At 62.7% G+C, this 24,277-nt stretch carries 16 protein-coding genes and 1 pseudogene; 9 read left to right on the forward strand and 8 right to left on the reverse strand.

What is annotated here, in order from left to right; translation table 11 throughout:
* Positions 1–91: 91 nt before the first annotated feature.
* Entirely contained in the window at positions 92–775 is a 684-nt protein-coding gene (locus KR767_RS05430; RefSeq protein ID WP_250878381.1) for an outer membrane protein, read from the forward strand.
* A gap of 1,333 nt (positions 776–2,108) precedes the next feature.
* Here the strand turns inward: KR767_RS05430 and KR767_RS05435 are convergent.
* The 3 genes from KR767_RS05435 to KR767_RS05445 all read right to left on the reverse strand — a co-directional run bounded on the left by KR767_RS05435 (position 2,109) and on the right by KR767_RS05445 (position 5,736).
* Positions 2,109–3,395 (reverse strand): hypothetical protein, encoded by a 1,287-nt coding sequence (locus tag KR767_RS05435; RefSeq protein WP_250878382.1) that lies wholly within the window; start codon positions 3,393–3,395, stop codon positions 2,109–2,111.
* 186 nt (positions 3,396–3,581) lie between these two features.
* A complete protein-coding gene (locus KR767_RS05440) occupies positions 3,582–3,884 on the reverse strand; it encodes a hypothetical protein (protein ID WP_250878383.1) in 303 nt (100 codons plus the stop codon).
* Positions 3,885–4,497: 613 nt separating this feature from the next.
* Positions 4,498–5,736, reverse strand: coding sequence for a hypothetical protein (locus tag KR767_RS05445; RefSeq protein WP_250878384.1), 1,239 nt, complete (start codon positions 5,734–5,736; stop codon positions 4,498–4,500).
* A 359-nt stretch (positions 5,737–6,095) separates the two neighbouring features.
* Here KR767_RS05445 and KR767_RS05450 point away from each other — a divergent pair, with 359 nt between their 5' ends.
* Positions 6,096–6,686, forward strand: a complete 591-nt coding sequence (locus tag KR767_RS05450) for a hypothetical protein (protein WP_250878385.1) — start codon at positions 6,096–6,098, stop codon at positions 6,684–6,686.
* A 47-nt stretch (positions 6,687–6,733) separates the two neighbouring features.
* On the opposite strand, the gene KR767_RS05455 is transcribed toward KR767_RS05450, so the two are convergent.
* The 4 genes from KR767_RS05455 to KR767_RS05470 form a co-directional block, all read right to left on the reverse strand.
* Positions 6,734–7,438 carry a glutathione S-transferase N-terminal domain-containing protein gene (locus KR767_RS05455; RefSeq protein WP_250878386.1) on the reverse strand — a complete coding sequence of 235 codons (705 nt, stop codon included), beginning with the start codon at positions 7,436–7,438 and terminating at the stop codon, positions 6,734–6,736.
* Positions 7,439–7,551: 113 nt separating this feature from the next.
* Positions 7,552–9,063, reverse strand: a complete 1,512-nt coding sequence (locus KR767_RS05460; protein ID WP_166950287.1) for an amino acid permease — start codon at positions 9,061–9,063, stop codon at positions 7,552–7,554.
* A gap of 145 nt (positions 9,064–9,208) precedes the next feature.
* Entirely contained in the window at positions 9,209–10,249 is a 1,041-nt protein-coding gene (locus tag KR767_RS05465) for a glycerophosphodiester phosphodiesterase (protein WP_166950289.1), read from the reverse strand.
* A 53-nt stretch (positions 10,250–10,302) separates the two neighbouring features.
* Positions 10,303–12,606, reverse strand: coding sequence for a TonB-dependent receptor (locus tag KR767_RS05470; RefSeq protein WP_250878387.1), 2,304 nt, complete (start codon positions 12,604–12,606; stop codon positions 10,303–10,305).
* 189 nt (positions 12,607–12,795) lie between these two features.
* Here KR767_RS05470 and KR767_RS05475 point away from each other — a divergent pair, with 189 nt between their 5' ends.
* From KR767_RS05475 to thrC, 5 genes are all read left to right on the forward strand, one after another.
* A complete protein-coding gene (locus KR767_RS05475; protein WP_250878388.1) occupies positions 12,796–14,715 on the forward strand; it encodes an alkaline phosphatase family protein in 1,920 nt (639 codons plus the stop codon).
* A gap of 186 nt (positions 14,716–14,901) precedes the next feature.
* Positions 14,902–16,893, forward strand: a complete 1,992-nt coding sequence (locus tag KR767_RS05480; RefSeq protein WP_250878389.1) for a bifunctional 2',3'-cyclic-nucleotide 2'-phosphodiesterase/3'-nucleotidase — start codon at positions 14,902–14,904, stop codon at positions 16,891–16,893.
* Between the two features lie 935 nt (positions 16,894–17,828).
* The gene (locus KR767_RS05485; protein ID WP_425602727.1) at positions 17,829–18,980 is read left to right on the forward strand and encodes a homoserine dehydrogenase family protein; all 1,152 of its coding nucleotides are present in this window, start codon (positions 17,829–17,831) and stop codon (positions 18,978–18,980) included.
* Entirely contained in the window at positions 18,977–19,927 is a 951-nt protein-coding gene (locus tag KR767_RS05490; RefSeq protein ID WP_425602728.1) for a homoserine kinase, read from the forward strand. The genes KR767_RS05485 and KR767_RS05490 overlap by 4 nt, the downstream gene beginning before the upstream one ends.
* A gap of 2 nt (positions 19,928–19,929) precedes the next feature.
* On the forward strand, positions 19,930–21,207 hold the full coding sequence (gene thrC / locus KR767_RS05495; RefSeq protein WP_250878390.1) for a threonine synthase: 1,278 nt from the start codon (positions 19,930–19,932) through the stop codon (positions 21,205–21,207).
* Between the two features lie 9 nt (positions 21,208–21,216).
* Here thrC and KR767_RS05500 read toward each other — a convergent pair whose 3' ends face one another.
* Positions 21,217–22,521 (reverse strand): OprD family outer membrane porin, encoded by a 1,305-nt coding sequence (locus KR767_RS05500; RefSeq protein ID WP_250878391.1) that lies wholly within the window; start codon positions 22,519–22,521, stop codon positions 21,217–21,219.
* Positions 22,522–22,786: 265 nt separating this feature from the next.
* On the opposite strand from KR767_RS05500, the gene KR767_RS05505 reads away from it, so the two are divergent.
* Together KR767_RS05505 and KR767_RS05510 are read left to right on the forward strand one after the other, a co-directional pair.
* Positions 22,787–22,939: a hypothetical protein gene (locus KR767_RS05505; RefSeq protein WP_250878392.1), complete on the forward strand. Its 153-nt coding sequence runs from the start codon at positions 22,787–22,789 to the stop codon at positions 22,937–22,939.
* Positions 22,940–23,056: 117 nt separating this feature from the next.
* Positions 23,057–24,253, forward strand: a pseudogene (locus tag KR767_RS05510) (2-isopropylmalate synthase); the annotation flags it as partial.
* Between the last annotated feature and the right edge of the window lie 24 nt (positions 24,254–24,277).

Genomic DNA, 24,277 nt, shown 5'->3' on the forward strand with positions numbered 1-24,277 from the left:
GCGGCTATATCGCAGGATTCATATAATACTGCGCCCGGCCAGCATGCAGACCGGCGACGGGATCAGGACTTCTAGGGATCAAGGAACCAACATGCACAACACCATGCTCCGCACGGCCATCGCTGCCGTGCTGCTCGCCGCACCGCTCGCCGCCACGGCTGAATCGTCGTCCGCCTCTGTTTCGCAGACAGGTCCCTTCATCTCGGTGACGACCGGCGCATCGCGCTTCGATATCGACCATCGCCCGACGAGCGACGTGAACTACAAAAAAGAAGATCGCAGCAGCACCGGCTTCGGCATACTCGGCGGCTATCGCTGGGTGGTGTCGCGCCCCTTCTCGCTTGGCGTGGAAGCTGGGTATGTGAATCTTGGCAAGGCCACGTGGCGTAACGATCGCGGTGGACTTTCCACGCGTTACGCCCTGCGCGAAGAAACCAGGAGCGATGCCATCGTCGTCGGTGTCAATGGCAAGTGGGATCTCCCGTATGACCTGCGCCTCACCGCACACCTGGGCGTGGCGCACCTTCGCACCCGTTCCGAAGGCAGCGAGGAATTCAGCTATATCCAGGTCTACGACAACACGGTGCGCTATCGTCACACCTCGTTCGATAACCGTATCTACGGTGGCATCGGCGTGGGTTACGACTTCAGCGAGAACATCGGGCTGGCATTAACGTTCGATCGATATACGTTCAAGCCCAATGGCAAGGGCGACAACGGCAAGACGGCCCATGTGAACCTGGTTGGCCTGACCGCCGAATATCGGTTCTGGTAAGACGAACATAGGAAGCGGCATCGCATCGATCAACGGGATGCCGCTTTACCATCCAAAAAGCTGCTTATATCGCCAACCTGGATACAAACTGTCATAAAGCGCATTCAAAGCGTCCGCCTTCTGATACATGGGATCACATTCTGGACGCACATTGATTTGCGTACTGTACGTAACAATTCCCCTGGTTTCCCAGACACGGTTTGGTCCGTCATGGGCACGATAATCCCATGACCATCCGGGCTGAGGATGCGTCGGCACCTGATGATTGACAACGCCCCCAGGACAGGGGTCGACGCCTCTCGCCTTAACGCCGAATGGCGGAAATAACGTCGTCAACGCAAGCAAGAGCACTGTCATCGAGCAGACCGACCGGGCCTTTCCCAAACCCATACCCATCTCACCCTCCTTCTCATCGGAGGCGCCGTGGTAGCCCTAGTAATCAGCGAAGATGCATGCGGCGTGGAAGATCCATGGATTCCACATGTATGCCCTATTCGCCAAAGGCAACTAACGCGCATAGTGCTTGGCTTGATTCTTACCCATCAAGACATCCACACCAACGTCACTCAACTCGAAATGATGCATGACCAAGACGCCTAAATATCAACACTGGCGCACAAACAACGCAATGAAGTCTAGCGGCTGTTTCGGCACATGATAGGATGTCGCCGTACCGCTTGTCATTACGACCAGCTGAACGCCGCATTGCTCGATATCATCAACTTGGCCTGCATCGCCGGCGGGCTTAAGTAGTAGCGTTAACAGGCTCTAGAACTCACAATAACTCTTTCTCGTGTGTATCGCTGAAATATAATAATGTAGCTTCGTTCCTGGTGCGTAGACATCCCTGAAAGCAGCAAGAGCATCCCTAGATGATTCACTAGCACGAAGCTCCAAGGCCCAATCCGTATCTGACGCCTTATTTGCTGACTTGTAACCCTGTGGAACATAGGGCTTATCCCCAGGCATCCCCCCATAGGTTGCAGTGCCGTTTCCACTCGGGCACAGCCCCGAACCCTCGTAATGCACGGTTACCGCTGATGCAGGCATTATCGATAATCCATTTACGACAAAAACGATCACGCTCACCCACAACCGAAGCGATGATGACTTATGCACGACACCACTCCCAATAGACATTCAAAATTTCGCAGCGAGCCACTCACAACCCGCCTGTTTATTACACTTGAGGTCGATGAGCCCATGCCGACAAGCAAGCCTCCTAATCACCTCAAAAACCTGCTCCAACGTAAAACAACGACATCTCAATGACACCAAAACTATGGCTAACATCCGCCAAACTAGTGACTCACTGAGCTCTGCATCAGCCAGATCAAGGCAACGTAATAGTCACCGCATCATCTGTATGCGTGCTGTCCTCGGCACTACCAGCACCCTTGCTTCCATCTTGCGATAGCACCGAAATAACCGCATGCGTGCCTCCCGCCAGGAATGGCGCCAGCGCCTCGGTCAGTGATCCATCAGCATTGAACAGAGCCGGATGGGCATAGCCGTTGCTATCCTGCCCCATAAGCGCAATGGCATTATTGTTGGCAAAGCCGGTCGCCACGATACCTGTACCTGAGGTTTCGGGAGGAACAAGCGTTGTCACCGGATTGCTCATCCCAGAACCAACGGCGACGTACGCTACGCCCGAATGTCCATCGGTGCGCTCGTAACTCATCACCATATTTCCATTGTCATTGATCGCCGTACCAGCGTTGTTGAGTAGACTTTCATTCGCAAGCAACGAGAGCACGGTCGGCATGGAAGTGGGTGTTGGCCAGAACACCATCTTCGTGATCGTTACCGCAGGCGTTACGGTGGTGTCGGGAAGGTAGACACAAGTACCCACTGTGTTCCTGGATATGTTGATCCCCGATACCGAGCACTGAACGGCACCCGTGGGCAGCGCCAGATTCTGCAACGTGTAGCTGGTTGAGGACGCCGGCAATGCCACGACCGCCTGATTGCCTCCATCGGACGTCCTGGGGCAGTTCATTGCCACGGAAGGAAGGCTCGATGAGGGCTCTGTGATATCCGCGACACTGCAGTTGTCGTAGTCAAGCCCCAGAATTCCTCCCAATAGATTCGACGCTACAACGACGGGGGATGTGCTGCCTTTTGGCCACACCACCACGGTGGAGGATCGGCTACCCGCGACGCTGTAGCCCGCGGCATCGCCATTCTGGTTGTAGGCCGACAGCCTGGCAATGACTCCGTTCGACAGAAGCGCCGAGCGTGGCGAAAACTTGACGGGAGATGCGTTTGGTGAACCCCAGGAGACCGCTTGAAACTGGCCATTGGTATCCATGCATGTGCCGAATATCACACGAACGTTCGTAACCCCCATCGCGGCGCATGGCTTACCCGGCACGAGCGTTGCCAATGCTGCCTGATTGCCGCCCGATGGGGCATACCATGCCACACCCGCACCTGACGGATTGCTGGACGTACACCCACCCACCGTATCGCCACCGTTGTTGATGTCACTGACACCGCATTGCTTACCTACCGGCGATGGAACAAGCGTAAACGTGGCGGCTGACGATGCCGTTGCATAAGCAGACAGAAGACAAGCAACGACAAGCGGGCCACAGATGATGGCGCGTGATTTCATGACGGCAATCCCCAGTTCGCAAATGAAAAGGAAGTGGCTCGCAAGCTAGTACGGTGCCGATGGCAAAGGCATATCACCTTTGGTGTAGGTAAAAACCGATAAATGGAAGAAAATCAGCAAGTCATGCATGCCCTACCCGATTAGACCCATCACTTCCGATTTTGCTTATTTGCTAGGTCATACTGGTCACTGTCGCCAGCGTGAAAGCACCCAGAGCGCTACAGCGGCCGATGTGGCAAAACCCATGCCACTCATCGCTGCGCGAAAGATCAGGAAGGTCGTCTCATCCTTCGGGTGGATCCATACCTGGATCATCAGGTGTTGAACGGCCATCAGGGCCACGATGGCGCTGGCGAAGGCGGCAACGGCAAAGCCGCGTGCACCTTGCGTGGCCGCCGTCACGCCATGGCGGCCATCGATGAAGACGAGGACGTTGACGAGCATCAGCAGAAGCGCCAGCGTGATCTGAAAAATTTCGATGCCCATCATGGTGTCACCTCACTGGCCACGCACGACAAAGGTCCATCGAACAGCACCTGCGTGTTAGCGCGACGGATGCAGAGGTCGCCGATGGCGACGAGCGCGGCGATGCCGCCCAGGGCCAGCGACAGTTCGTTGCCGTTGCCTTCGTCGTCGCCTTCGCTAAACCATTCCGCCAGCAGGCTGGCGGTGCCGCGTGCGTAGGCGAGCCATTCGTGGTTTTCGTTGAGGAGGGCGTCGGTGGAGGCGTCGTCGTCTTCCAGAATCCGGTGGGGGGGTGGTGTCTTTCATGGCGTGCTCGTTGTGTCGGGCTTTCGCTTCGTGACGGTCGCGCGCGAGGCGCGCTCCTACAGTGGGTTTCGGCACGGTGCGGGGTTCGGCGCGGGGTGCGTGGGTACAACGAGCATACCTGCCGCGACAAACCCACCTACCGTCGTTCCAGCGAACGCTGGAACCCAGCGCGGTGCGGAGGGTTTTCGCGAACACGTTTCCTACGTAAAGCACGATGCGATGTGGTCGCGTTGCTGGTGAACCGGGGCGCTGGGTTCCTGCGTTCGCAGGAACGACGTGAGGGGTAGTTGCGTTGGTTGGGACCGACTGCGTGACTATCTGTGTGGCTTCATCAGGGCAACGTAGTGAGCACCGCGTTGTCGTTGTGCCCGGCATCCTGCGCTACGCCTGCGGCGTAGCCGCCCAGCCGCGAGATCGCCTTGAGTTCGCTGTTCGTGCCGCCCGGCAACTGTGCAATGGGAGCGACCGTGCCCGATGATGGGTCGAACACGGCGGACTGTTTGTTGCCTGTCGCGTTGTCGCCCACGACGATGATGCGGTCGTTATCCGCGAAGCCTGTCGCCGTGAGACTCGCACCCGTGACGATGGGCGGTAGCAGCACAGGCATGTTGCTCAGTGAATCCAGATAGCCGACGCCGTCCTTGCCATCGTCGGTCTGATACGCGAACACGATATGGCCGGCGCTGTTGATGAACACGCCACCGTTGCGCTTGCCAATGACGTCACCCGCGAAATTGGGCAACACCATCAGCGACGGCGTGGCGGTCGCACTGGCCCAGATCGCCGTCTGGCTGAAGGGTGAGGACGGATAGATGCACGAGCCGACGACCTGCCCGGCACTGTTGAGTCCTGCGCCGACGCAATAGGCACTTCCTGGGGCGATGGCCAGTGGTTTCAGGTCATAAGTGCGTAGTGCGCCGGTCGGCGTGGCGAGCTTCGTGATGGACTGGCCGTTAGGTGCTGGGCAATTGAGCAATATGCTGGGCAATGCACCGCCTACGGTATCGTTGATGGCGGCCACCTGGCAGTTATCGCTGGAGGCGGATACCAGCAGCGCGGTGCCGCTGCCCGGGCTCCACAGCGAGGCCGTGGAACTGCCATCGAAGGCCACACTCTGGCCCGCTACATAACCTGACTGATTGAACGCTTTCGGTATCGTGCGCACGTGGGCATCAATACCGAGCAGGCCTGCCAAAGGTGCGAGCTTCAGCGGCACGATGGATGGCCCGCTCCACACCACACCGAACGGTACGCTCGTCTGGTCGAGGCAGCTGCCGACGACCGTGCCATTGTTGGCGATGCCGAGCACGCTGCACGAAATGCCTGCGGACAAACCGGCCAGACCGGTCTGGAGGTTCCGCACCATCATCCAGGGAATCGGCGCACCGTTGTTGGTACCAGGAACGCAGGTACCTGCTGCCGTCCCCAGGTCGTTGACACCCGTGGCGCGACACTGCGCACCGATGTTGTGGCCAAGGTTGGTGAGCGTGGCGGATGCCGCCGGCGCGGCATGCAGCGCAAGTGAAGCGATAACAAGAAGCGACAGAGGAGCGAACGACGCATGGTTCATGGCGAACTCCTTGATCTGCGAACAACGGGGCACGACACCCCGTTACCGCGATCAGGAGTTACACGAAATTTCAGTGCGGATTCTCATATTTTTGGAAAACCGGCCGTTTCCGCGCCTAATTTCCAGCAACAGCGAAAAAACGGCACGATGCTCATGATCGCGCGGGGATTTTCAGCCCCTGCTATACCGCCGCCGGCGCAAGACCATATTCAAGTCATGCGTCAAAAATCGCTTGTTTATCATCGACGCCCCCCAGACTTGCCGGGTTTTCATGATTCCCCCTACAACGCATGTCTTATTCAATCATGACGATAAGACATGCTCTGATGGCAGGACACCCACATCAACAGGAGGTTGATATGAATGACCAGAAGAAAAACGCCGTCAACGAACACTGGCTTGAAAGGTTCAGCCAGCATGGTCCAAGCCTTGTCCGAGAGCCTCTCGTCGGCGACGTAACTCGCTGGACTACCTATACCAGCGATGGCACGGAAGACAGCATGTTCATGCTTTATGATTGGTCTATGCTCCATCCCAACGACGCGAGCATGACATTCCCTGTCGTGGATTGGATCACCTATGAGGACTCCAACCCAACCTCTCTAGAAGTTCACCTTCTAAATGGAAAACATGCGCAGATTGCAACCGTTATTGCATGCGATTCCTACTCTGATCGCGCCGTACTCCAGTTTCTTCTTGATGGAGCAAATGCGGGTAATCCGATTGAGATGCACAATAGGGAAAACAACCCAAGCGAGATGCAAATCATCACCAATCATCCGGGCACGCTTGTTAATGGCTTTCGCATTACCGCCCATGGCATCTACACGCCGATAGTGGGTGGGGTATCCTTCGGTGCACCCGAAGTGTCCGGGTCACCACACCCACATCATCTCAAGGCACGTGATGACTGGCGGAAGAAGGCACGGCTTCGTTCTCCGAAGCGGTGACATCGAAACATGGGGAGCCTGCCTGTCATGGCCGGCTCCTTTCCGTATTACACCCTGGCAGGAATCTTCAGCCCTCGCCGCACCGCCGGACGCGCAAGGCCACGTTCAAGCCATGCCTTGACGTGATGATACTCGTCGAAACCGACCAGTTCGCGTGCTTCATAGAAGGTGATGAGGTTGTTCACCCAGCCGATCGTGGCGATGTCGGCAATGGTGTATTCGTTGGCGGCAATCCACTCACGACCTTCCAGGTGCCTGTCCAGCACACCGAGCAGGCGCTTTGCTTCCGCCACATAACGATCACGCGGTCGCTTGTCTTCGTACTCACGGCCAGCGAACTTATGGAAGAAACCGAGCTGGCCGAACATCGGACCGATACCGGCCATCTGGAAATACAGCCACTGGATGGTTTCCCAGCGACCCGCCGCATCGGCAGGAAGGAAGCGACCGGTCTTCTCGGCCAGGTATTGCAGCATCGCACCGGATTCGAACAGGCCCAGCGGTTTGCCGCCCGGGCCGTCGGGATCGATCATGGCCGGGATCTTGCCGTTGGGATTCAGCGATTCGAACTCGGGCAGCTTGCTCTCGTTCTTGCCGATGTCCACGAGGTGCACCTCGTAGGGCAAGCCAAGCTCTTCGAGCATGATCGATGCTTTGACCCCGTTGGGCGTGGGCAGCGAATACAGCTGGATGCGATCCGGATATGCCGCCGGCCAGCGGCGGGTGATGGGAAAAGCGGACAGATCGGCCACGCGGCGGCTCCTTTGAACATTCAAGGAGCAAATACTGGAGACACAATCCTTTCGATTCAATACACCCCGGCGAGGATCGGGGCGGCCAGGAGGCTCGCCCCGTCCCGGGTCCGTCACTCGCCCGGCGGATTCAGCTTGCTGTGGCGCGCGCCATAGGCGAAATACACCACCAGGCCGATCACCATCCAGATGGCGAAACGCTCGAAGGTGATCCACGGCAGGCCGGCGATGAGGGCCAGCGAGAACAGGATGCCGAGCGGCGCCGTGAACCACACGAACGGCGTGCGGAACTTGCGCTCAAGATCAGGCTTGCGCTTGCGCAGCACCAGCACCGAGGCGCAGATGAGGATGAAGGCGCTGAGCGTGCCGATGTTGACCAGTTCGGCGACTTCGCCGATGGGAAGCAGGCCGGCGACCAGGGCGGTGAACACGCCAAGAATCATCGTTGGGCGTGCCGGCGTGCCGAAGCGCGGGTGCACGCGCGAGAACCAGGCAGGCAGCAGGCCGTCGCGTGACAGGGCGAACCAGATGCGTGCCGCGCCAAGCATGAAGGCGAACAGCACGCTGATCACGCCGATGACGGCGGCCGCGGCGATGACGTTACCGATCCACGGCAGGCCGATGGCATTGAAGGCGTCGGAGACCGAGGCATCACCGCTCAGGTGCGAGTACGGCACGATGCCGGTGAGCACCAGCGAGACGGCGATGTAGAGCACCATCGCCACGAGAAGCGAAAGCATCACGGCGCGCGGAAGATCGCGCTGCGGATTCTTCGCTTCCTCTGCCGCCGTGGTGAGGGTGTCGTAACCGAACACCGCGAAGAACACGACGCTGGCGCCCGTGAGCACACCCTGCCAGCCGAAGCGGCCCACGCCCTTGTCGTCGAATACGCGCTCGGGAATGAACGGGTGCCAGTTGGAAACGTCGATGTAGAAGGCGCCCACGCCGATCACCAGCGCCACGCCGATGACCTTGATGGCGACGATGAAGGTGTTCAGGCGTGCGCCCCACTCCGTGCGCACCGAGAGCATCACGGCCACGAGCAGGCAGATGGCGGCGGCGATGACGTTGAAGCGATGGTGTTCGGTGGGCGCGGCAACCGGGTGCGCGGGCTGGATGCCCACGGTGCCCAGGAACTGCTGCCAGTACCAGGTCATGGTGTCGGCGCTCATGCTCTTCTGCGCCCATTCGGGCAGGTGCACACCGGCGCTGGCGAGCAACACCTGCACATAGCCGGACCAGCCGATGGCTACCACCGCCACTACCAGGGCGTATTCGAGCAGGAGATCCCAGCCGATGATCCAGGCCGTGCCCTCGCCGAGCACCGCGTAACCGTAGGTGTAGGCGCTGCCGGTGACCGGGATGAGGCCGGCGAACTCGGCGTAGCAGAGCGCCGCGCAGGCACTGCCCAGGCCGGCGATGATGAAGCTGAGCGCCACGGCCGGGCCGGCGTTCATGGCGGCCTGCTGGCCGGCGAGCACGAAGATGCCCACGCCGATGATGCCGCCGATACCGATGGCGGTGAGCTGCCACAGGCCGAGCACGCGCCGGAAATCCCGGCGCTGGCCGACCTCCGCCTGCAGTTGTTCGACGGATTTGTGGCGTAGGAACCTGGCGAGCGACATCGATGGAATCCCTGGGGGCACAGCAGTGGCCCGGGATCATAACGCGTGTCGTGTAGGAGCGCGCCTGCGCGCGACCAGGGGTGGCGAAAACCCGGAGATGGCGATTTCGTTCGGCCGGTCGCGCGCGAGGCGCGCTCCTACAGGGTCAGCGGGCGTCTACGGCCTTGCGGCCCAGGGCCGGGTCGTCGGTGAAGAAGGCATCGATGCCCGTGGCGAGGTAGGCGCGGATTTCCTTCACCGAACCCTCATCGTTGCGCGCCGCATCACCCGCATCGTTGCGGAAATCCGCAGCGAGGAAGTGGTTTTCCGGGCGGAAGGTGTACGGATGCACCTCGAGGCCAGCTTCGTGGGCGTCGTGGACCAGCGGGGCCACGGGAGCCAGTTTGCCGTCCTTGCCGAGCGGGATGATGCTGCGCGTGGCCGGGCCGATGGCGTCCGCATAGGTAGCCACGGCCTTCAGGCCCTTCGGCGACATCATCTGGCCGTAGGTCATGTCCGGCTGGTCGGGCACGTGGTCCGTCTCGCCGCCCATCAGCTGGAGCAGGCGCACGTTCGGGTGCGACTTGCCCAGCTTCTCGTGGATGTACTTGAGGTTGCCGATCTCGAAGGACTGGATCTCCACCGGTGCCGTGCGCGTGTAAGCATGGGCGGCGAGAACCGCCAGCAGCTTGTCTTCCATGGGCAGGCCGATGCCGCGGAAATACGTGGAGTGCTTGATCTCGGGAATCATGCCGATCACGCGACCGTGTGCCGACGATTCGGCCGCCACGAACTCGATCATTTCCTCCAGCGTCGGCACGGTGAACTGGCCGTCGTAGGCCGTGTTGGCCTTGCGGATGTCCGCAAGGCGTTCACGTGCACGCAGGGTCTTCAGCTCGGCGAGCGTGAAATCCTCGGTGAACCAGCCGGTGATCTTTACCCCGTCTACCGTCTTGGTGGTGCGGCGGCTGGCGAACTCCGGATGCTGGGCCACGTCAGTGGTGCCGCTGATCTCGTTCTCGTGACGCACCACCAGCACGCCGTCCTTCGTGGAGACCAGGTCGGGCTCCACGAAATCCGCGCCGTCCTTGATGGCGACGGCATACGAGGCCAGCGTGTGCTCGGGCCGCAGCGCGCTGGCGCCACGGTGACCGATCACCAGTACCCGGGCCGCGAGCGGCCGGGCTTGCTCAGCATGGATGGACATCGACAGCGCTCCGAGCGAAAGGGCCAGGGCGCAGGATAGAGCAAGCGTCTTCATCAGAAGTCGGCCGACAGGGTGACGAAGCTCTGGCGCGGGGCGCTGGCGTGGAAGGCCAGGGCGCGGCCCTGCGGGTCGGTGGCACCGAACGCCGTGAGGTTCGAGGCGTAGCGGTGGTCGGTAAGGTTGGTCACGTTCAGCGCAAGGGTCAGGGCCTTCAGCTGACCGAGCTGGCCGAAGTTATAGCTGGCGCCGAAGTCGAACGAGGTGGCACCGGCCACGCTCTGGTCATTGGTGTAGGTGTAGTAACGCTTGCCGGTGTACTTGCCGCGCAGGCTGGCCGACCACGGGCCGTAGGTGTAGCTGATTTCGCTGGAGAACAAGCGCTTGGGCGTGTCCACCGTGGTCTTGTTCTTCACCGGAACCACCTGGCCGTTGGCGATGTAGTTGTCATCGTAGGTCGAATCGTTGAACGAGGCCGAGTTGTACCACTGGAAGCCGTGGAACGGCTTCCAGATGAAGGTGAACTCCGCACCCTGGCTGCTCACCGAGCCCACGTTCACGAACGCGGTATTGCATCCCGGGCGCGTGTTCTGCTCGATGCTGGGGCAGGGGTTAAGCGATAGCAGGCGGTTGTTGAACTTGACGTCATACAGCGCGACTGACGCTTCGTACCAGTCGCCAACGCTGCGGAAACCGCCGTCGATGCTGCGCGACTCTTCGGGACGCAGGCTCGACTTGGTCTGGTCAAACGCCGCCTGGGTCACCAGCAGCGGACCGCTCGCGCCGCCACCCTGGAAGGCCGCGATGTTCTTGGCGTACGACAGGAAGAACTCCTGGCCCGGAGCAACCTGATAGGCCAGGCCGACCTGCGGCAGGAACGACTTGCTGGCCTTCAGCGTGCCATTGGCGAGCGGGCCTTCCACGCTCACACCTGGGGTTTCACGTGCCGTCATCGTCGTGTGCGGGCTCTTCACGCCCACGTCCACGGTGAGGCGATCGTCCAGTGCCTTGAAAGTGTCCTGGATGTAGGCCTGCTTGGTGGTGATGGTGTAATCCTGCGAGAACAGGCGACGGTCCGGGTTGGACAGGAAGCGATCGTCGCTGATCGGGCCGGTGATGTAGTAGAAGTTGCGCTCGACGTGGTGGTCGTTCTTCTCGTACCACACACCGCCTTCGATGTGATGGTTGCCCAGATCCCAGGCCAGCGATGCGATGGCACCGTTGCGGTTGATCGTGTAGTTGGTGCTGCGGATCGAGATCGGCAGCTCCTGGGCCGTACCCGGGTACGACTTCTGTCCCGGCGCCCACCAGTGGCCCTGGCCTTCGTCTTCGTGGTGATAGACCTGGGTATGCAGCGTGGCGCCCTCAGCCACGGTGAAGTCGCCAGCGAGGTAGTACAGGTCGTCATTGCGCAACGCGCGGCTCTGGTAGTAGGCGTCGTCGATGTTGTCCACGCCGCCGGAGAAGCCGCAGCGCGGGTCCTTCACGTTGCCCTTGGTGTATGCCGGTGCACAGTAAGCGGCGGCAAGGGCGCGGTTCCAGTCCGGCGCGTAGAGGTTCCAGTCCCAGCCCAGGCCGCGCTGCATGCCGCTCTTGGACAGGTACGCATAGTCGGCCTGGCTCGTGCGTGAGGTATCGGCAAAGCCGGTAATGCGGTTGCCGTCACCGAACTCGAACACGGCCTTGCCGTTGAACTGCTTGGTGCCGGTGTCCGAATGCGGCTGGGCCCACATGTCGGCGTTGGCCTTGGCGCCCGACAGGTACATCGAGAAGCCCTTGTAGTCGCCGGTATCGATGCGGGCATAGGTGCGACGGTTGTGGTCGCTGCCGAAGGTCTGCGCCACCTTGCCGCCGAAGGTCTTCGACGGGTCGGACGAGAAATACTGGATGGCGCCGCCGAGGTTGCTGGTGGAAGCGGTGCCCAGGGCACCGATGCCTTCGGACAGTTCCACGGTGGACATGTTCTCGGCGATGAGGGCGCGCGAGATGTTCAGGCCGTTGTAGTTGCCGTAGGCGTTGTCGCCCAGCGGCAGGCCGTCGAGGGTGTAGCCCAGGCGGGTGGTGTTGAAGCCGCGCAGGGTGATGGTCTGCGATTCCTCGTTGGCGCCAAAGGCGTCGTTGGACTGCACCGACACGCCGGGCAGGCGGTTGAGGATCTTCTGCGGGCTGGTGCCCGGCGGCAGCACCTTTTCGTCGTCCGGCACGATGCGCTGCACCTGGCGGGTCTCGCCCTGGCCGATGACGGAGACGGCTTCCAGGTCCTGCGTCTTCGGCGGCGGGGCGTCGTTGTCGGCAGCGTGGGCCTGGAAGGCAAGCGCGGAGGCAAGCGCGAGGAAGATGGCGCGGCGGGAATAAGTCATCGACAGACGAGCTCGTCGGGGAGGGGAAGCCGCCAAGCGTGAAGATTTTGTATGTAGGTTTTCTTACGATTCGATGATTTAAGACGAATTATCCGTTTCTATCGCAAATTGCCGGAATGTAGTCGTCCCTTAACTGCAACATCGCGGCAGCACCATGGCAGGCTTTTGACACCGGGGAATCCTTCGATCATGCGCCGTCTTGCCCGCCTTGCCGCCCTGCTGCTCACGACGCTTGCCGCCGAAGCCCACGCCCATCGGGTGATCGTGTTCGTCTGGGACGGCATGCGCCCCGACGCCATCAGCGAAGAGGACACCCCCAACCTGGCAGCGCTGGCAAAGCGCGGCAGCTTCTTCGCCGACAACCATGCCACCTACCCCACCTTCACCATGATCAACGCGTCGAGCTTCGCCACGGGCTCGTTTCCGGGGACGATCGGCTTCTTCGGTAACCGCTTCTGGGCGCCGGGGGCGAAGGGTTTCGATGCCAAGGGGGCAGCCAGTGACTTCGCCGCGCCGGTGTTCACCGAAGACTACGCGGTGCTGCGAGCGCTGGACGATCACTACCACCACGACCTGCTCGAAGCCCCTACCCTGCTCGAACGCGCCCGCAAGGCTGGGCTGAAGACGGCGGTGATCGGCAAGTCGGGGCCGGCCTTTCTCCAGGATATCCACGAAGGCGGGCTGATTCTCGACGAGAACGTGGCGTTGCCATTGGCATTTGCGAAGAAACTCGCGAAGGCGGGGCTGCCGTTACCTGCGAATACCGTACAGGCTTACGACCCGGATCACTTCCATCTTGAGCCCGACAACGGCGTGCCGACGGCACAGCTGCCGCTGGTGATGTTGAAGGATGGCGCCAGCTCGGATGCGTCGGACGGTGCGGGCGCACCGCCCACGGCATCGAACGAATACCTGATGAATGCATTCCTGTCGTACGTGCTGCCGGTGGAAAAGCCCGACGTCAGCTTCGTATGGCTGCGCAATCCGGATTCCACCGAGCATGCCTATGGCGTCGGCTCGCCCAATTTCCACCTCGCCATCCAGGCGCAGGATGTGCTGCTGGGCAAGCTCCAGGCGAAGCTGAAGGAACTGGGCATGGACGCCGATACCGATCTGGTCATCGTGTCGGATCATGCGCATAGCAATGTATCCGGGCCGCTGGACATGTTCCCCTTGCGCACGATCGGTGACGGACGCGTTGGTCGTCCCGATGCAGACTGGGGTTACTCCGTGTCCGGTGGCATTCGTCTTGCGGATGAGATGACCCGCGCAGGCTTCACGGCGTTTGACGGCTTCGGTTGCGTGTATGCACCGGTAATGTCGGGCATTCGTGCCGATGGTACGCAGCTGCATCCCACCCGCTTCGACGATGACGGTCGCGTCTGCGGCAAGCCGGGGCCGTATACGACACCTTCCTACAAGGTACCTGTCGATCTGCCATCGCAGGCTTTCGTGATCGCTCCCAATGGCGGCAGTGAATATCTCTACCTTCCGTCGCATGATCGCAAGAAAATCGTCGATGCCGTGCGTTTCCTGCAATCACACGAAATGTTCGGGGCGATCTTCGTCGATGCGCGCTACGGAAAGATTCCGGGCACGTTGCCACTGTCGTCGGTGCATCTGGAAAACAGCCGCTCGCCGGACATCATTGCCAGCTATGATTTCAATGCCGATGCCGTGGTGCAGGGATTCAAGGGCACGGTCTACAACAGCATGTCGAACGAACGCGGCATGCATGGCAGCTTCAGCCCGGTGGATGTGCACAACCTGCTGATCGCGAGCGGACCGGATTTCCGACAAGGCTTCCGTAACGAACTGCCCAGCGGCAATGTGGATCTCGCGCCCACGCTGGCTTCGGTGCTGAAGCTCGATCTCGGCAAGACGGACGGTCGCGTGCTGCGTGAAGCGGTGGCCACCCGTAATGCAGATGGCCTGTCGGCGAAGCCGGCCGATATCGTCACCGATACGGCCACCGGGCTCGATGTCCGTCGCGTGGATGGCTCGTCGATGGGGCGCAGCAGCTACCGCTTCGTGCTGAAGACCAGACAGCTTGAAGACAACGGCAAGACCTACACCTACTTCGACCAGGCCAAGGCCGAACACCTGTAGGAGCGCGCCTGCGCGCGACCGATGGTGCCAAGCAACACTGTAGGAGCGCGCCTTGCGCGCGACCGATATGGGCGAATGCCATCATGATGCGCCATCGTTTACCCCGGTCGCGCGCAGGGCGCGCTCCTACAAAGGCGGTTTTCTGGTAGTTTTCCGCGCGCATTCAACGAAACCGGACACCCTACGATGTTCAAGCCCCTCGCACTGGCCACGCTCTCGGCCGCCCTGCTCGCCGCCTGTGCCGGCACGCCCGCCGCGAAGACCGGCAAGCCCGCCACGCTGGCCGATGGCGCGACGCTGGACCTCGCCATCCTCGAAACCACCGACGTTCACTCGAACATCCTTTCCTACGACTACTACAAGCAGAAGGAAGACCCGAGCTTCGGCTACGAGCGCGTCGCGACGCTGATCCGCCAGGCTCGCAAGGAATTCCCGAACACGGTGCTGTTCGATAGCGGCGATACGATTCAGGGCAGCGTGCTGGCCGACTACCAGGCACTGGTGAAGCCGGTGGGCTGCGATACGGAACTGGGCATCTACAAGGCGATGGATGCCCTGGGCTACGACGGAGGTACCGCCGGCAACCATGAATTCAACTACGGCCTGCCTTTCCTTGCGCAGGTGACGAACACCGCGATGAACGTCGATGGCGTGACGCCGCACCAGTGCGCCGGACCGAAGTTCCCGCTGGTGCTTTCCAACGTCTACAGCGCACGCGACGGCAAGCCCATCTTCAAGCCCTGGACCATCGTCACCAAGACGGTGAACGTGAAGACGGCATCGGGCCAGACCGTACCCACCGAACTGAAGATCGGCATCATCGGCTTCACGCCGCCGCCGATCATGGACTGGGACAAGCGCAACCTCGCCGGCAAGGTTACGGTGGATGGCGTGGTCGAAGCGGCACAGAAGTACGTGCCCGAAGTGCAGGCGCAACACCCGGACCTTATCGTGGCGATCCTGCATGGTGGCCTGAACACCGCGCCGTATACGCCGCAGATGGAGAACGGCGGCTGGTATCTTGCCGGCGTGCCGGGTATCGATGCCATGTTGCTGGGTCACTCGCATACCGAATTCCCGGGGCCCGGTTTCGCCACCATGAAAGAGGTGGATGACAAGCGCGGACTCGTACGTGGCGTGCCTGCCGTGATGGGTGGCTTCTTCGGCAAGGATCTGGGCGTCATCAACATGACGCTCAAGCGCTCCGATGGCCGCTGGGTGGTGCAGAAGGACCTGAGCCATAGCCAGGTGCGTCCGATCTGCGTGAAGAAGGGGCAGTGTGTCGAGGCGGATCCGGCCATCGCACCGCTGGTGCAGGAAGCGCACGAAGCCGCCGTGGCTTACGTCAATACGCCGATCGGTGCCACCGATCACGACCTGTCGAGCTACTTTGCCGATGCCGGAAACATGACGGCAATCGCCGTGGTGAATGCCGCGCAGATCGAGTATGCGCGTGACGAGCTTTCGCGTTCGCGCCCGGACCTGAAGGATGTGCCGGTTCTTTCGGCGGCGTCGGCGTTCCGCAACGGTTTCGGTGGTCCGGATGATTTCACCGATGTACCGAAGGGTCCGCTGACGATCCGTAGTGCTTCGGATCTGTATTTCTATCCGAATACGCTGGCTGCCGTGAAGGTGGATACGGCTGGCCTGAAGGCGTGGCTGGAGAAGTCGGCTACGCGTTTCAACCAGATCGATCCGTCGAAAGAGGGCGAGCAGAATCTGCTCGGGAAGATGCCTGGGTACAACTTTGATCAGATCCAGGGCGGCATCACCTACACCATCGACATCTCGAAGCCGGAAGGCCAGCGCATCGCGAACCTGCGTTACAAGGGCAAGCCGGTGAAGGACGGCCAGCCGTTCATCGTGGTGACGAACAACTACCGTGCCAATGGGGGCGGTGACTTCCCGGGCATGGGTGGCGATTCGGTGGTGTTGAACGCACCGGATGGCAATCGTGAAGTGGTGATCAAGTGGGTGCAGGAGCACAAGACGATCACGTCGAAGGATGTCGATGGTCGCTCCTGGCATTTCGCGCCGTTGAAGACGAAGGGTGCGGTGACGTTTACTTCGGCCTCCGGCAAGGATGACGTGGCGAAGTCGCTCGGCCTGCCGATTCATCAGCTGCGTGATAACGGCGATGGCACGGCGGTGTATGCCGTGGATCTTTCGAAGAAGTAAGCATGCCCGATCCCGCTGGAACGACCTCACCGTCGTTCCAGCGGAAGCTGGGACCTGGCGCGGGGCAATCGGTTGTCGCGAGGGTGTCTCCAGCGCCAAAGCTGATGGGACGCCTCCGCCGTGCTGGTGAACCGGGGCACTGGGTTCCTGTTTTCACAGGAACGACGGGTAGGGAGGTTTCGGTTACCCCGCCCGAAGCCGCCGGGTGGGGAAACGACGATAACCTCACCCGAAGCCGTCGTTCCAGCGAAAGCTGGAACCCAGCGCTGGGCAATCGGTTGTCGCGAGGGTGTGTCCTACGCCAAAGCTGATGGGACGCCTCCGCCGTGCTGGTGAACCGGGGCACTGGGTTCCTGTTTTCACAGGAACGACGGGTAGGGAGGTTTCGGTTACCCCGCCCGAAGCCGCCGGGCGGGGAAGTTTCGGTAACCCTGCCCGAAGCCGCTGGGTAGGGAAGCGACGACAACCTCACCCGAAGCCGTCGTTCCAGCGAAAGCTGGAACCCAGCGCTGGGCAATCGGTTGTCGCGAGGGTGTGTCCTACGCCAAAGCTGATGGGACGCCTCCGCCGTGCTGGTGAACCGGGGCACTGGGTTCCTGTTTTCACAGGAACGACGGGTAGGTGGGGTGTCGCATCGTGACGCCGACACCCCTCTTGACACACCGCACAAAACGGGCATACCGTCGGCAACATGTATTCCACCTCGCCAGCGCTGATGTCCCGAACGGCCGTCCATACGGCCCGCGCGCTTGCGTCCATGACCACCACCGCGACTACGACCACTACGACCATTATCATGGTCGGAGGATCGGAGACCGCGCGCGCTTAAGTTCTTGTCGCTGCCGGCCCGACCTCCCGCAGGACGGGACGGGCGCCGGAGAACCTAAGGCAAACTTCCCAACCTGACGCGAACGAAGGGCCTCAAACTGGAGGCTTTGCTCGTGTCCATCGCTGACGTCTTACCCCATTCGCCCCTGCGTGCAGCGCCCTTGCGCCTGCCCGCAGGCCCCCTCGTCGTCGACCTGGGCGTGATCGGCCCTGGCAAGGTAGGCAGTGCGCTGCTTACCCAGCTACGCCTGGCGGCGCCCCGCCTGCTGCGCGAGTGCAACCTGCAACTGCGCTTGCGTGCCGTCAGCGATAGTCGCCACATGTGGCTGGACTGCGACGACGACGCTCTGAACAGCCGTATCCACGGCGCCCAGACCTGGCGCCCCACCGCCCTCAACGAGTTCGCCGCCTACGTGGCCGGCCGCGGCGACAACGTGGCGGTCCTCGCCGATTGCAGCGCCAGCGACGCGGTAGCCGAACACTACGCTGGCTGGCTCGGTGCCGGCATCCATGTGGTGACCCCGAACAAGCGGGCCGCCAGCGGCCCCCTCGACCGCTGGCATCGTATCGCCCAGGCCTCCAACGCCAGCGGCGCGCGCCTGCACTATGAAGGCACGGTCGGCGCCGGCCTGCCAGTGGTGCAGACGCTGCGCGACCTGATCGACACGGGCGACGAACTGCTCTCCGTGGAAGGCATGCTCTCCGGCACGCTGGCCTGGCTGTTCAACCGTTTCGACGGCTCGCAGCCGTTCTCCGCCCTGGTCCGCCAGGCCCACGAGATGGGCTATACCGAACCGGACCCGCGCGACGATCTTTCCGGCGTGGACGTAGCCCGCAAGCTGGTGATTCTGTCCCGCGAGGCCGGCCTGCCGCTGTCGCTGGAAGACGTTGACGTGCGCAGCCTGATCCCGGCCTCCCTCACGGACTGCGACCGCGCGGAATTCATGGACCGGCTGGACGAGCTCGACGCCCCCATGGCCGCCCTGCTGACCGAAGCCCGCGCCAGCGGCGGCGTGCTGCGCCATGTGGCCCGCCTGCACGAAGGCCGCGCCAGCGTGGGCGTGCAGGTGCTGGGGGCGGATCATGCCTTCGCCCATGCACGGCTCACGGACAACGTCGTGCGTTTCGCTACCCGTCGTTACTGCGACAATGCGCTGGTCGTACAGGGGCCGGGTGCCGGCCCCGAGGTCACGGCGGCGGCGGTCTTCACCGACCTGCTGCGCGTGGCCGGTGCCATGGGAGTAAAACGATGCGCATGATGAACGAAGTTTCCACGCCCCAGGCCCGCACGGATATTGCGCAGGCCGAGGCTTATGCCAGTGTCGGCAACGTCGGCATCGGCTTCGATATCCTGGGTCACTGCGTGGCCGGTGCGGGCGATCGCGCGGAAGTGCGCCGCATCGCCGAACGTGAGGTGCGCATTGCCGGCATCCACGGCGTGATCACCGACCTGCCCCTGACCGCCCCGGACAACACTGCCGGCGCGGCACTACTGTCGCTGCGCAACGCGCTCGACCTGCCCTTCGGTTTCGAAATCACCCTGCACAAGGGCATCGCGCTCGGCTCGGGCATGGGCGGTTCGGCCGCATCGTGTGTCGCCGCGCTGGTAGCCGCCAACGCACTGCTCGACGAACCGCTGTCCCGCGAGGCGCTGTATCCCTTTGCCCTCGACGGCGAAGTGGTGGCCAGCGGCAGCCGGCACGGCGACAACTTAGGTCCCATGCTGCTGGGCGGCCTGGTGCTCTCCACTGACAAGCGCCTGGTTCGCGTGCCCGTGCCGGCCGAATGGCATTGCGCGCTGGTCCATCCGCATGTGGTGCTGGAAACCCGCAAGGCCCGCGCTGCGCTCGCCGGGCACTACGCACTGGGCGAGTTCGTGGCGCAGAGCGCCAACCTCGCGATGGTGCTGGCCGGTTGCTATCGCGGTGAGGCCGCGCTGGTTCGCGAAGGGTTGTCCGATGTACTCGTGGAACCGCGCCGCGCACCGCTGATTCCGGGCTTCGGCCGCGTGAAACAGGCCGCGCTCGACCATGGCGCCATGGGCGCCAGCATCTCCGGCGCCGGTCCCAGTGTGTTCGGCTGGTTCGAGGATCGCGCTTCGGCCGAAGCCGCATCGCGCGCCATGCGCGGGGCCTTCGCCGACGAAGGCCATGCCGCCGACGTGATCGTGGCGCCCATCGATGGCCCTGCGGCGAAGGTGGTCTGAGCATGCGTTACGTCAGTACGCGCGGCCAGGCCGCACCGGCCTCCCTGTCGCAGGCCATCGCCGCGGGCCTCGCGCCCGATGGCGGGCTCTATGTCCCCGAGGCCATGCCGAAGGTGGGCGCCCTGCCCCGTGACAGTTACCTCGCCACCACCGCTTCGCGCATGCTCGCGCCGTTCTTCGCGGGGGATCCACTGGCCGCCGAACTGGATGCGATCTGCGCCGAGGCCTTTGCTGCCCCTGCGCCGCGCCGCGAGCTACGCATCGACGGAGGCCATCTGCTTGAGCTGTTCCACGGCCCGACCGCCGCGTTCAAGGACTTCGGCGCGCGCTTCCTCGCCGCTTGCCTGACCCGCCTGCGCCGCGATGAAAAACATCCGCTGACGATCCTCGTCGCCACCTCGGGCGATACCGGCGCAGCCGTGGGTGCCGCGTTCCACGAGGTACCGGGAGTTCGCGTGGCGATCCTCTATCCCGATAACCGTGTCTCTCCGCGCCAGGCCCATCAGCTGGGCAGTTTCGGCGGCAATGTGCGCGCATTGCGCGTGGAAGGCAGCTTCGACGACTGCCAGCGGCTGGCGAAAGGTGCCCTCGGCGATGCGACCCTCCAGGTCGATCTGCCGATGTCCTCGGCGAACAGCATCAGCCTGGGACGCCTGCTGCCGCAGATGGCCTATTTCGGTCATGCGGCGCTGCAGGCGGCCTCGCCCATGAACACCATCGTGCCCACCGGCAACCTCGGCAACGCCGTGGCCTGCCTGTGGGCGAAGCAGACCGGCCTGCCCATCGGCGAGGTGGTGTTCGCCTGCAACGCCAACGAGACGCTGCCGGAGTTCTACGCCGGACAGCCCTATCGCGCGCGTGATGCGGTGCCGACCATCGCCAACGCGATGGACGTGGGCGCTCCCAGCAATTTCGAACGCCTGCGCCACCTGTTCGGCAACGAGGACGAGGCCCGTCGCCACGGACACGCCGAGCGCGTGGACGATGCGGAGATCCGCGACACCATCCGCCGCCATGCGGCCAGCGATGGCGAGGTGTTCTGCCCGCATACTGCCACGGCGATCCGGGTGTTCGAGCGCCTGCGCCTGCGTGGTGATACCCGCGCCTGGACCATGGCTTCCACCGCGCACCCGGCCAAGTTCGACACCATCGTCGAGCCGCTGGTGGGCAAGCGCGTTGAGGTGCCCGACCCGCTGGCGATCATGCTGGCCCGCAGTGCCAGCGCCGAGCCCATGGCCGCCGACGGTCGGATCTTCGCCGACTGGCTGCGGCACTGGTGAGCCGGACGATCAGAAGCGGTAGCTGATCATCAGGCGGTTGTAGGTCCAGGGCAGGTTGGCGGGGTTCAGGCCGTTGCTGCCGCCGACGGTGCGTTCCCAGCGATTGCGGATCTGGAGGCCCTTCACCCAGCGGTCGAGCTTCCAGATCACGTCGAAGTAGAGATCGTGGCTGCGGCCCCGCCAGCGGGTGTCGTACTGGGCATAGGCGGCGGCCAGCTGAAGCTCGCCGTCGAAGAAACCGTAGCCGGCGCGGGCCTTCCACGCCCGGCCCGGGCCCTGCTCCACAAGGCCGCGAAGCATCGAGGTGGTGAACAGCGGGTCGGTGGCGTAGCCGTTGCTGTAGGGCGAGATGATTGCACCGCCGCCCACCGCGCCCTGCTGGCCGCCCAGCCGGTTGTAGGCCAGCCCGAAACTCGCCGCGCCCAGCTTCGCCCCGGCCTCGACACCCCAGGCCCGGGCATCCACCCGGTCACCCGCGACGCCGTTCACGCGGGTTTTCGTCTCCACCAGCACGTTGTCGCCGCTGCTGCCGGTCTGGCGCAGCACCTGGGCGCCGACATAGGGCACGAGGCGGCCGATGGCGGGAAAGGTATAGGAGGCATCCGCGTAACCCATCCGGCCGAAGCCGCGGAAGTCGTAGTACCAGGTGCGGGATTTCCACGGGCCGGCCGCATAGGTGCTGCCGATGGCCGTGGTGCCGCTGGTGGCCCGGGCCGTGACCGGCAGCGTGCCGTTCTGCCCGTACATGGTGTCGCCGCGCCAACGCGAGGGGTAATAGACGTTGTCGGCCAGGAAGCCGTCGGAGGTGCGGCTCTTCCAGCGGATGGTGCGGATCGCCTGGAGCGTCCAGCCGGGTGAGACCTCCATCGAGAGGTTGAGCGCCCGGTACGAGGCCGGGATCACCCGGGAATCGGAGGGGCCCATCCAGGGGGTGTCCAGGTACTGGTCACCCGCGCGCACGGTGACCCCGTGCCCCGCGTATTCGGCATAAGCCTGGGAGAAACCGCTCAGCGAAGGCCCCAGGGCCATCAGCGAGGCATCGATCCGGGAGGGTAGATCGGAGCGGGTGCCCAGCGATTGCGCCGAGAACCCGGTGGCCGCGAGGCGGAATCCGCCGACGCTGCCGCTCTTGACCGTGAACAGGCCGGCCAGCGACCAGGCCCGCTCGTCGTGGGCGTTACCCGAATCGAAGACCCGGTCGAAGCGATACAGGCGCAATTCGCCGTCGAAGCGGCCGTCACCGATGAAATCCTCGGCCTGGACGCCGCCCGTGGCGCAGGCCAGCGCCATGGCAAGAGAGGCACGCCGACGCATCAGCGGCCCCCTTGCGTTGCATTCACCGTCGCCATCACGCCCCGACTCCATGACAGAAAAAAGACGCCGAAGGTAGCACGGGAAGAACTTGCGGAGGCGTTGGGCCCGTTCATCTTCAGCGTGTCCGCTGCCGATTCGGAGTGGATGACGACCGCACGTCTTTCATGACGAACATGAGACATGGATCACACGCCGTGACGAGACCGGGCGTCTAGCCGTCCAAACGAAATAAAAAAGTTTCTTTGGAAAGTGTTGACAGGCTCGCATGTCATCGCATACGTTCGACAACATGACGCAGCGCAACAGCCATCGCCGCAACGCCCTCGACCTCCTTACGGCGGTAACGGGCAAGCTGCGTCTCGGCGGCGGACTCCTTCTTATTAGCCTTGTACTTATTACCTGCGGAGGTGCGGGCTAAGGGCAAGTGTCCAGGTAAACAGAAAACGACCTGAAGACTCCCAAAGAACCCCGCACCCGACAACGGATGCGGGGTTTTTTATTGCCCGGCCCGCCTCACACACGAGCGGAGCCAGACATGAATCCAGCAAACCAGGGCAGCACCGACGCCGTCGACAGCGACGTAGGCGGACGCGTGCGCATCTTCGACACCACCTTGCGCGACGGCGAGCAGGCCCCCGGCTTCTCGATGGATCGTCGTGCAAAACTGCGCATGGCACAGGCCCTGGAAGAACTGGGCGTCGACATCCTGGAGGCCGGGTTTCCGCAGGCCTCACCCGACGATTTCGCCGCCGTGGCGGAGATCGCGAGGACGTTGAAGACGCCTACGATCGCCGCACTGGCAAGATGTCAGGCGGCGGACATAGATAGTGCGGGCAGGGCCCTGGAAGGCGCCCGACATTCACGGATACATGTTTTCCTCTCCACCTCTCCCCTGCATCGCGAACACAAGCTGGGGAAAAGCAAGCAAGAAGTCATCGACATCGCCGCAACGGCGATCCAGCGTGCGAAAGCCCTGGCACATGAGGTCGAATTCTCCGCCGAAGACGCCATGCGCACCGAGCCGGAGTATCTCGCCGAGATCTTCTCGGTTGCCGTCGAAGCCGGCGCTACCACCCTCAACGCACCCGACACCGTCGGCTACGTCACCCCCAATGAAATCTTCGACATGTTCACCTATCTGCGCGCCCACGTGCGCGGCGCGGACAAGGTGACGTTCTCCTCGCACTGCCACGACGACCTCGGCATGGCCGTGGCGAACAGCCTCGCCGCCGTGGCGGCCGGTGCACGCCAGGTGGAATGCACCATCAACGGCATCGGCGAACGCGCCGGCAATGCTTCGCTGGAAGAAATCGTGATGGCGCTGCATACGCGCAGGCCGCTGTTCCGCGTGGACACCGGCATCGTCACCCGACACCTGTTCCCCACCTCGCGCCTGCTGGCCGAAGTGACGGGACAGAAAGTGCCGCGCAACAAGGCCATCGTGGGCGACAACGCCTTCGCGCACGAATCGGGCATCCACCAGCACGGCATGCTGAAGCACCGCGGCACCTACGAAATCATGACGCCGCAGGACGTGGGCGCGAAGACCTCGCTGGTGCTGGGCAAGCACTCCGGCAAGCACGCACTGCGCCAGCGCCTGTCCGAACTCGATTACCAGCTCGACGACGACACGCTCGCCGTCGTGTTCGATCGCTTCAAGGTGCTGGCCGATCGCCAGCGCTCGGTCACCAACGACGATCTCGTGGCGCTCATGGCGGCTTACGACGACGAAACCCAGACCGCCACCGCGGTCCAG

Source organism: Luteibacter anthropi, assembly GCF_023699965.1.
Taxonomy (GTDB): Bacteria; Pseudomonadota; Gammaproteobacteria; order Xanthomonadales; family Rhodanobacteraceae; genus Luteibacter; species Luteibacter anthropi.

Coding starts and splice junctions, on each gene's coding strand:
- thrC (WP_250878390.1), top strand. CDS start 19,930: ATGCGTTACGTCAGTACGCGCGGCCAGGCCGCACCGGCCTCCCTGTCG.
- KR767_RS05465 (WP_166950289.1), bottom strand. CDS start 10,249: ATGTCCATCCATGCTGAGCAAGCCCGGCCGCTCGCGGCCCGGGTACTG.
- KR767_RS05470 (WP_250878387.1), bottom strand. CDS start 12,606: ATGACTTATTCCCGCCGCGCCATCTTCCTCGCGCTTGCCTCCGCGCTT.
- KR767_RS05490 (WP_425602728.1), top strand. CDS start 18,977: ATGATGAACGAAGTTTCCACGCCCCAGGCCCGCACGGATATTGCGCAG.
- KR767_RS05445 (WP_250878384.1), bottom strand. CDS start 5,736: ATGAACCATGCGTCGTTCGCTCCTCTGTCGCTTCTTGTTATCGCTTCA.
- KR767_RS05450 (WP_250878385.1), top strand. CDS start 6,096: ATGAATGACCAGAAGAAAAACGCCGTCAACGAACACTGGCTTGAAAGG.
- KR767_RS05440 (WP_250878383.1), bottom strand. CDS start 3,884: ATGATGGGCATCGAAATTTTTCAGATCACGCTGGCGCTTCTGCTGATG.
- KR767_RS05475 (WP_250878388.1), top strand. CDS start 12,796: ATGCGCCGTCTTGCCCGCCTTGCCGCCCTGCTGCTCACGACGCTTGCC.
- KR767_RS05480 (WP_250878389.1), top strand. CDS start 14,902: ATGTTCAAGCCCCTCGCACTGGCCACGCTCTCGGCCGCCCTGCTCGCC.
- KR767_RS05500 (WP_250878391.1), bottom strand. CDS start 22,521: ATGCGTCGGCGTGCCTCTCTTGCCATGGCGCTGGCCTGCGCCACGGGC.
- KR767_RS05435 (WP_250878382.1), bottom strand. CDS start 3,395: ATGAAATCACGCGCCATCATCTGTGGCCCGCTTGTCGTTGCTTGTCTT.
- KR767_RS05460 (WP_166950287.1), bottom strand. CDS start 9,063: ATGTCGCTCGCCAGGTTCCTACGCCACAAATCCGTCGAACAACTGCAG.
- KR767_RS05505 (WP_250878392.1), top strand. CDS start 22,787: ATGTCATCGCATACGTTCGACAACATGACGCAGCGCAACAGCCATCGC.
- KR767_RS05430 (WP_250878381.1), top strand. CDS start 92: ATGCACAACACCATGCTCCGCACGGCCATCGCTGCCGTGCTGCTCGCC.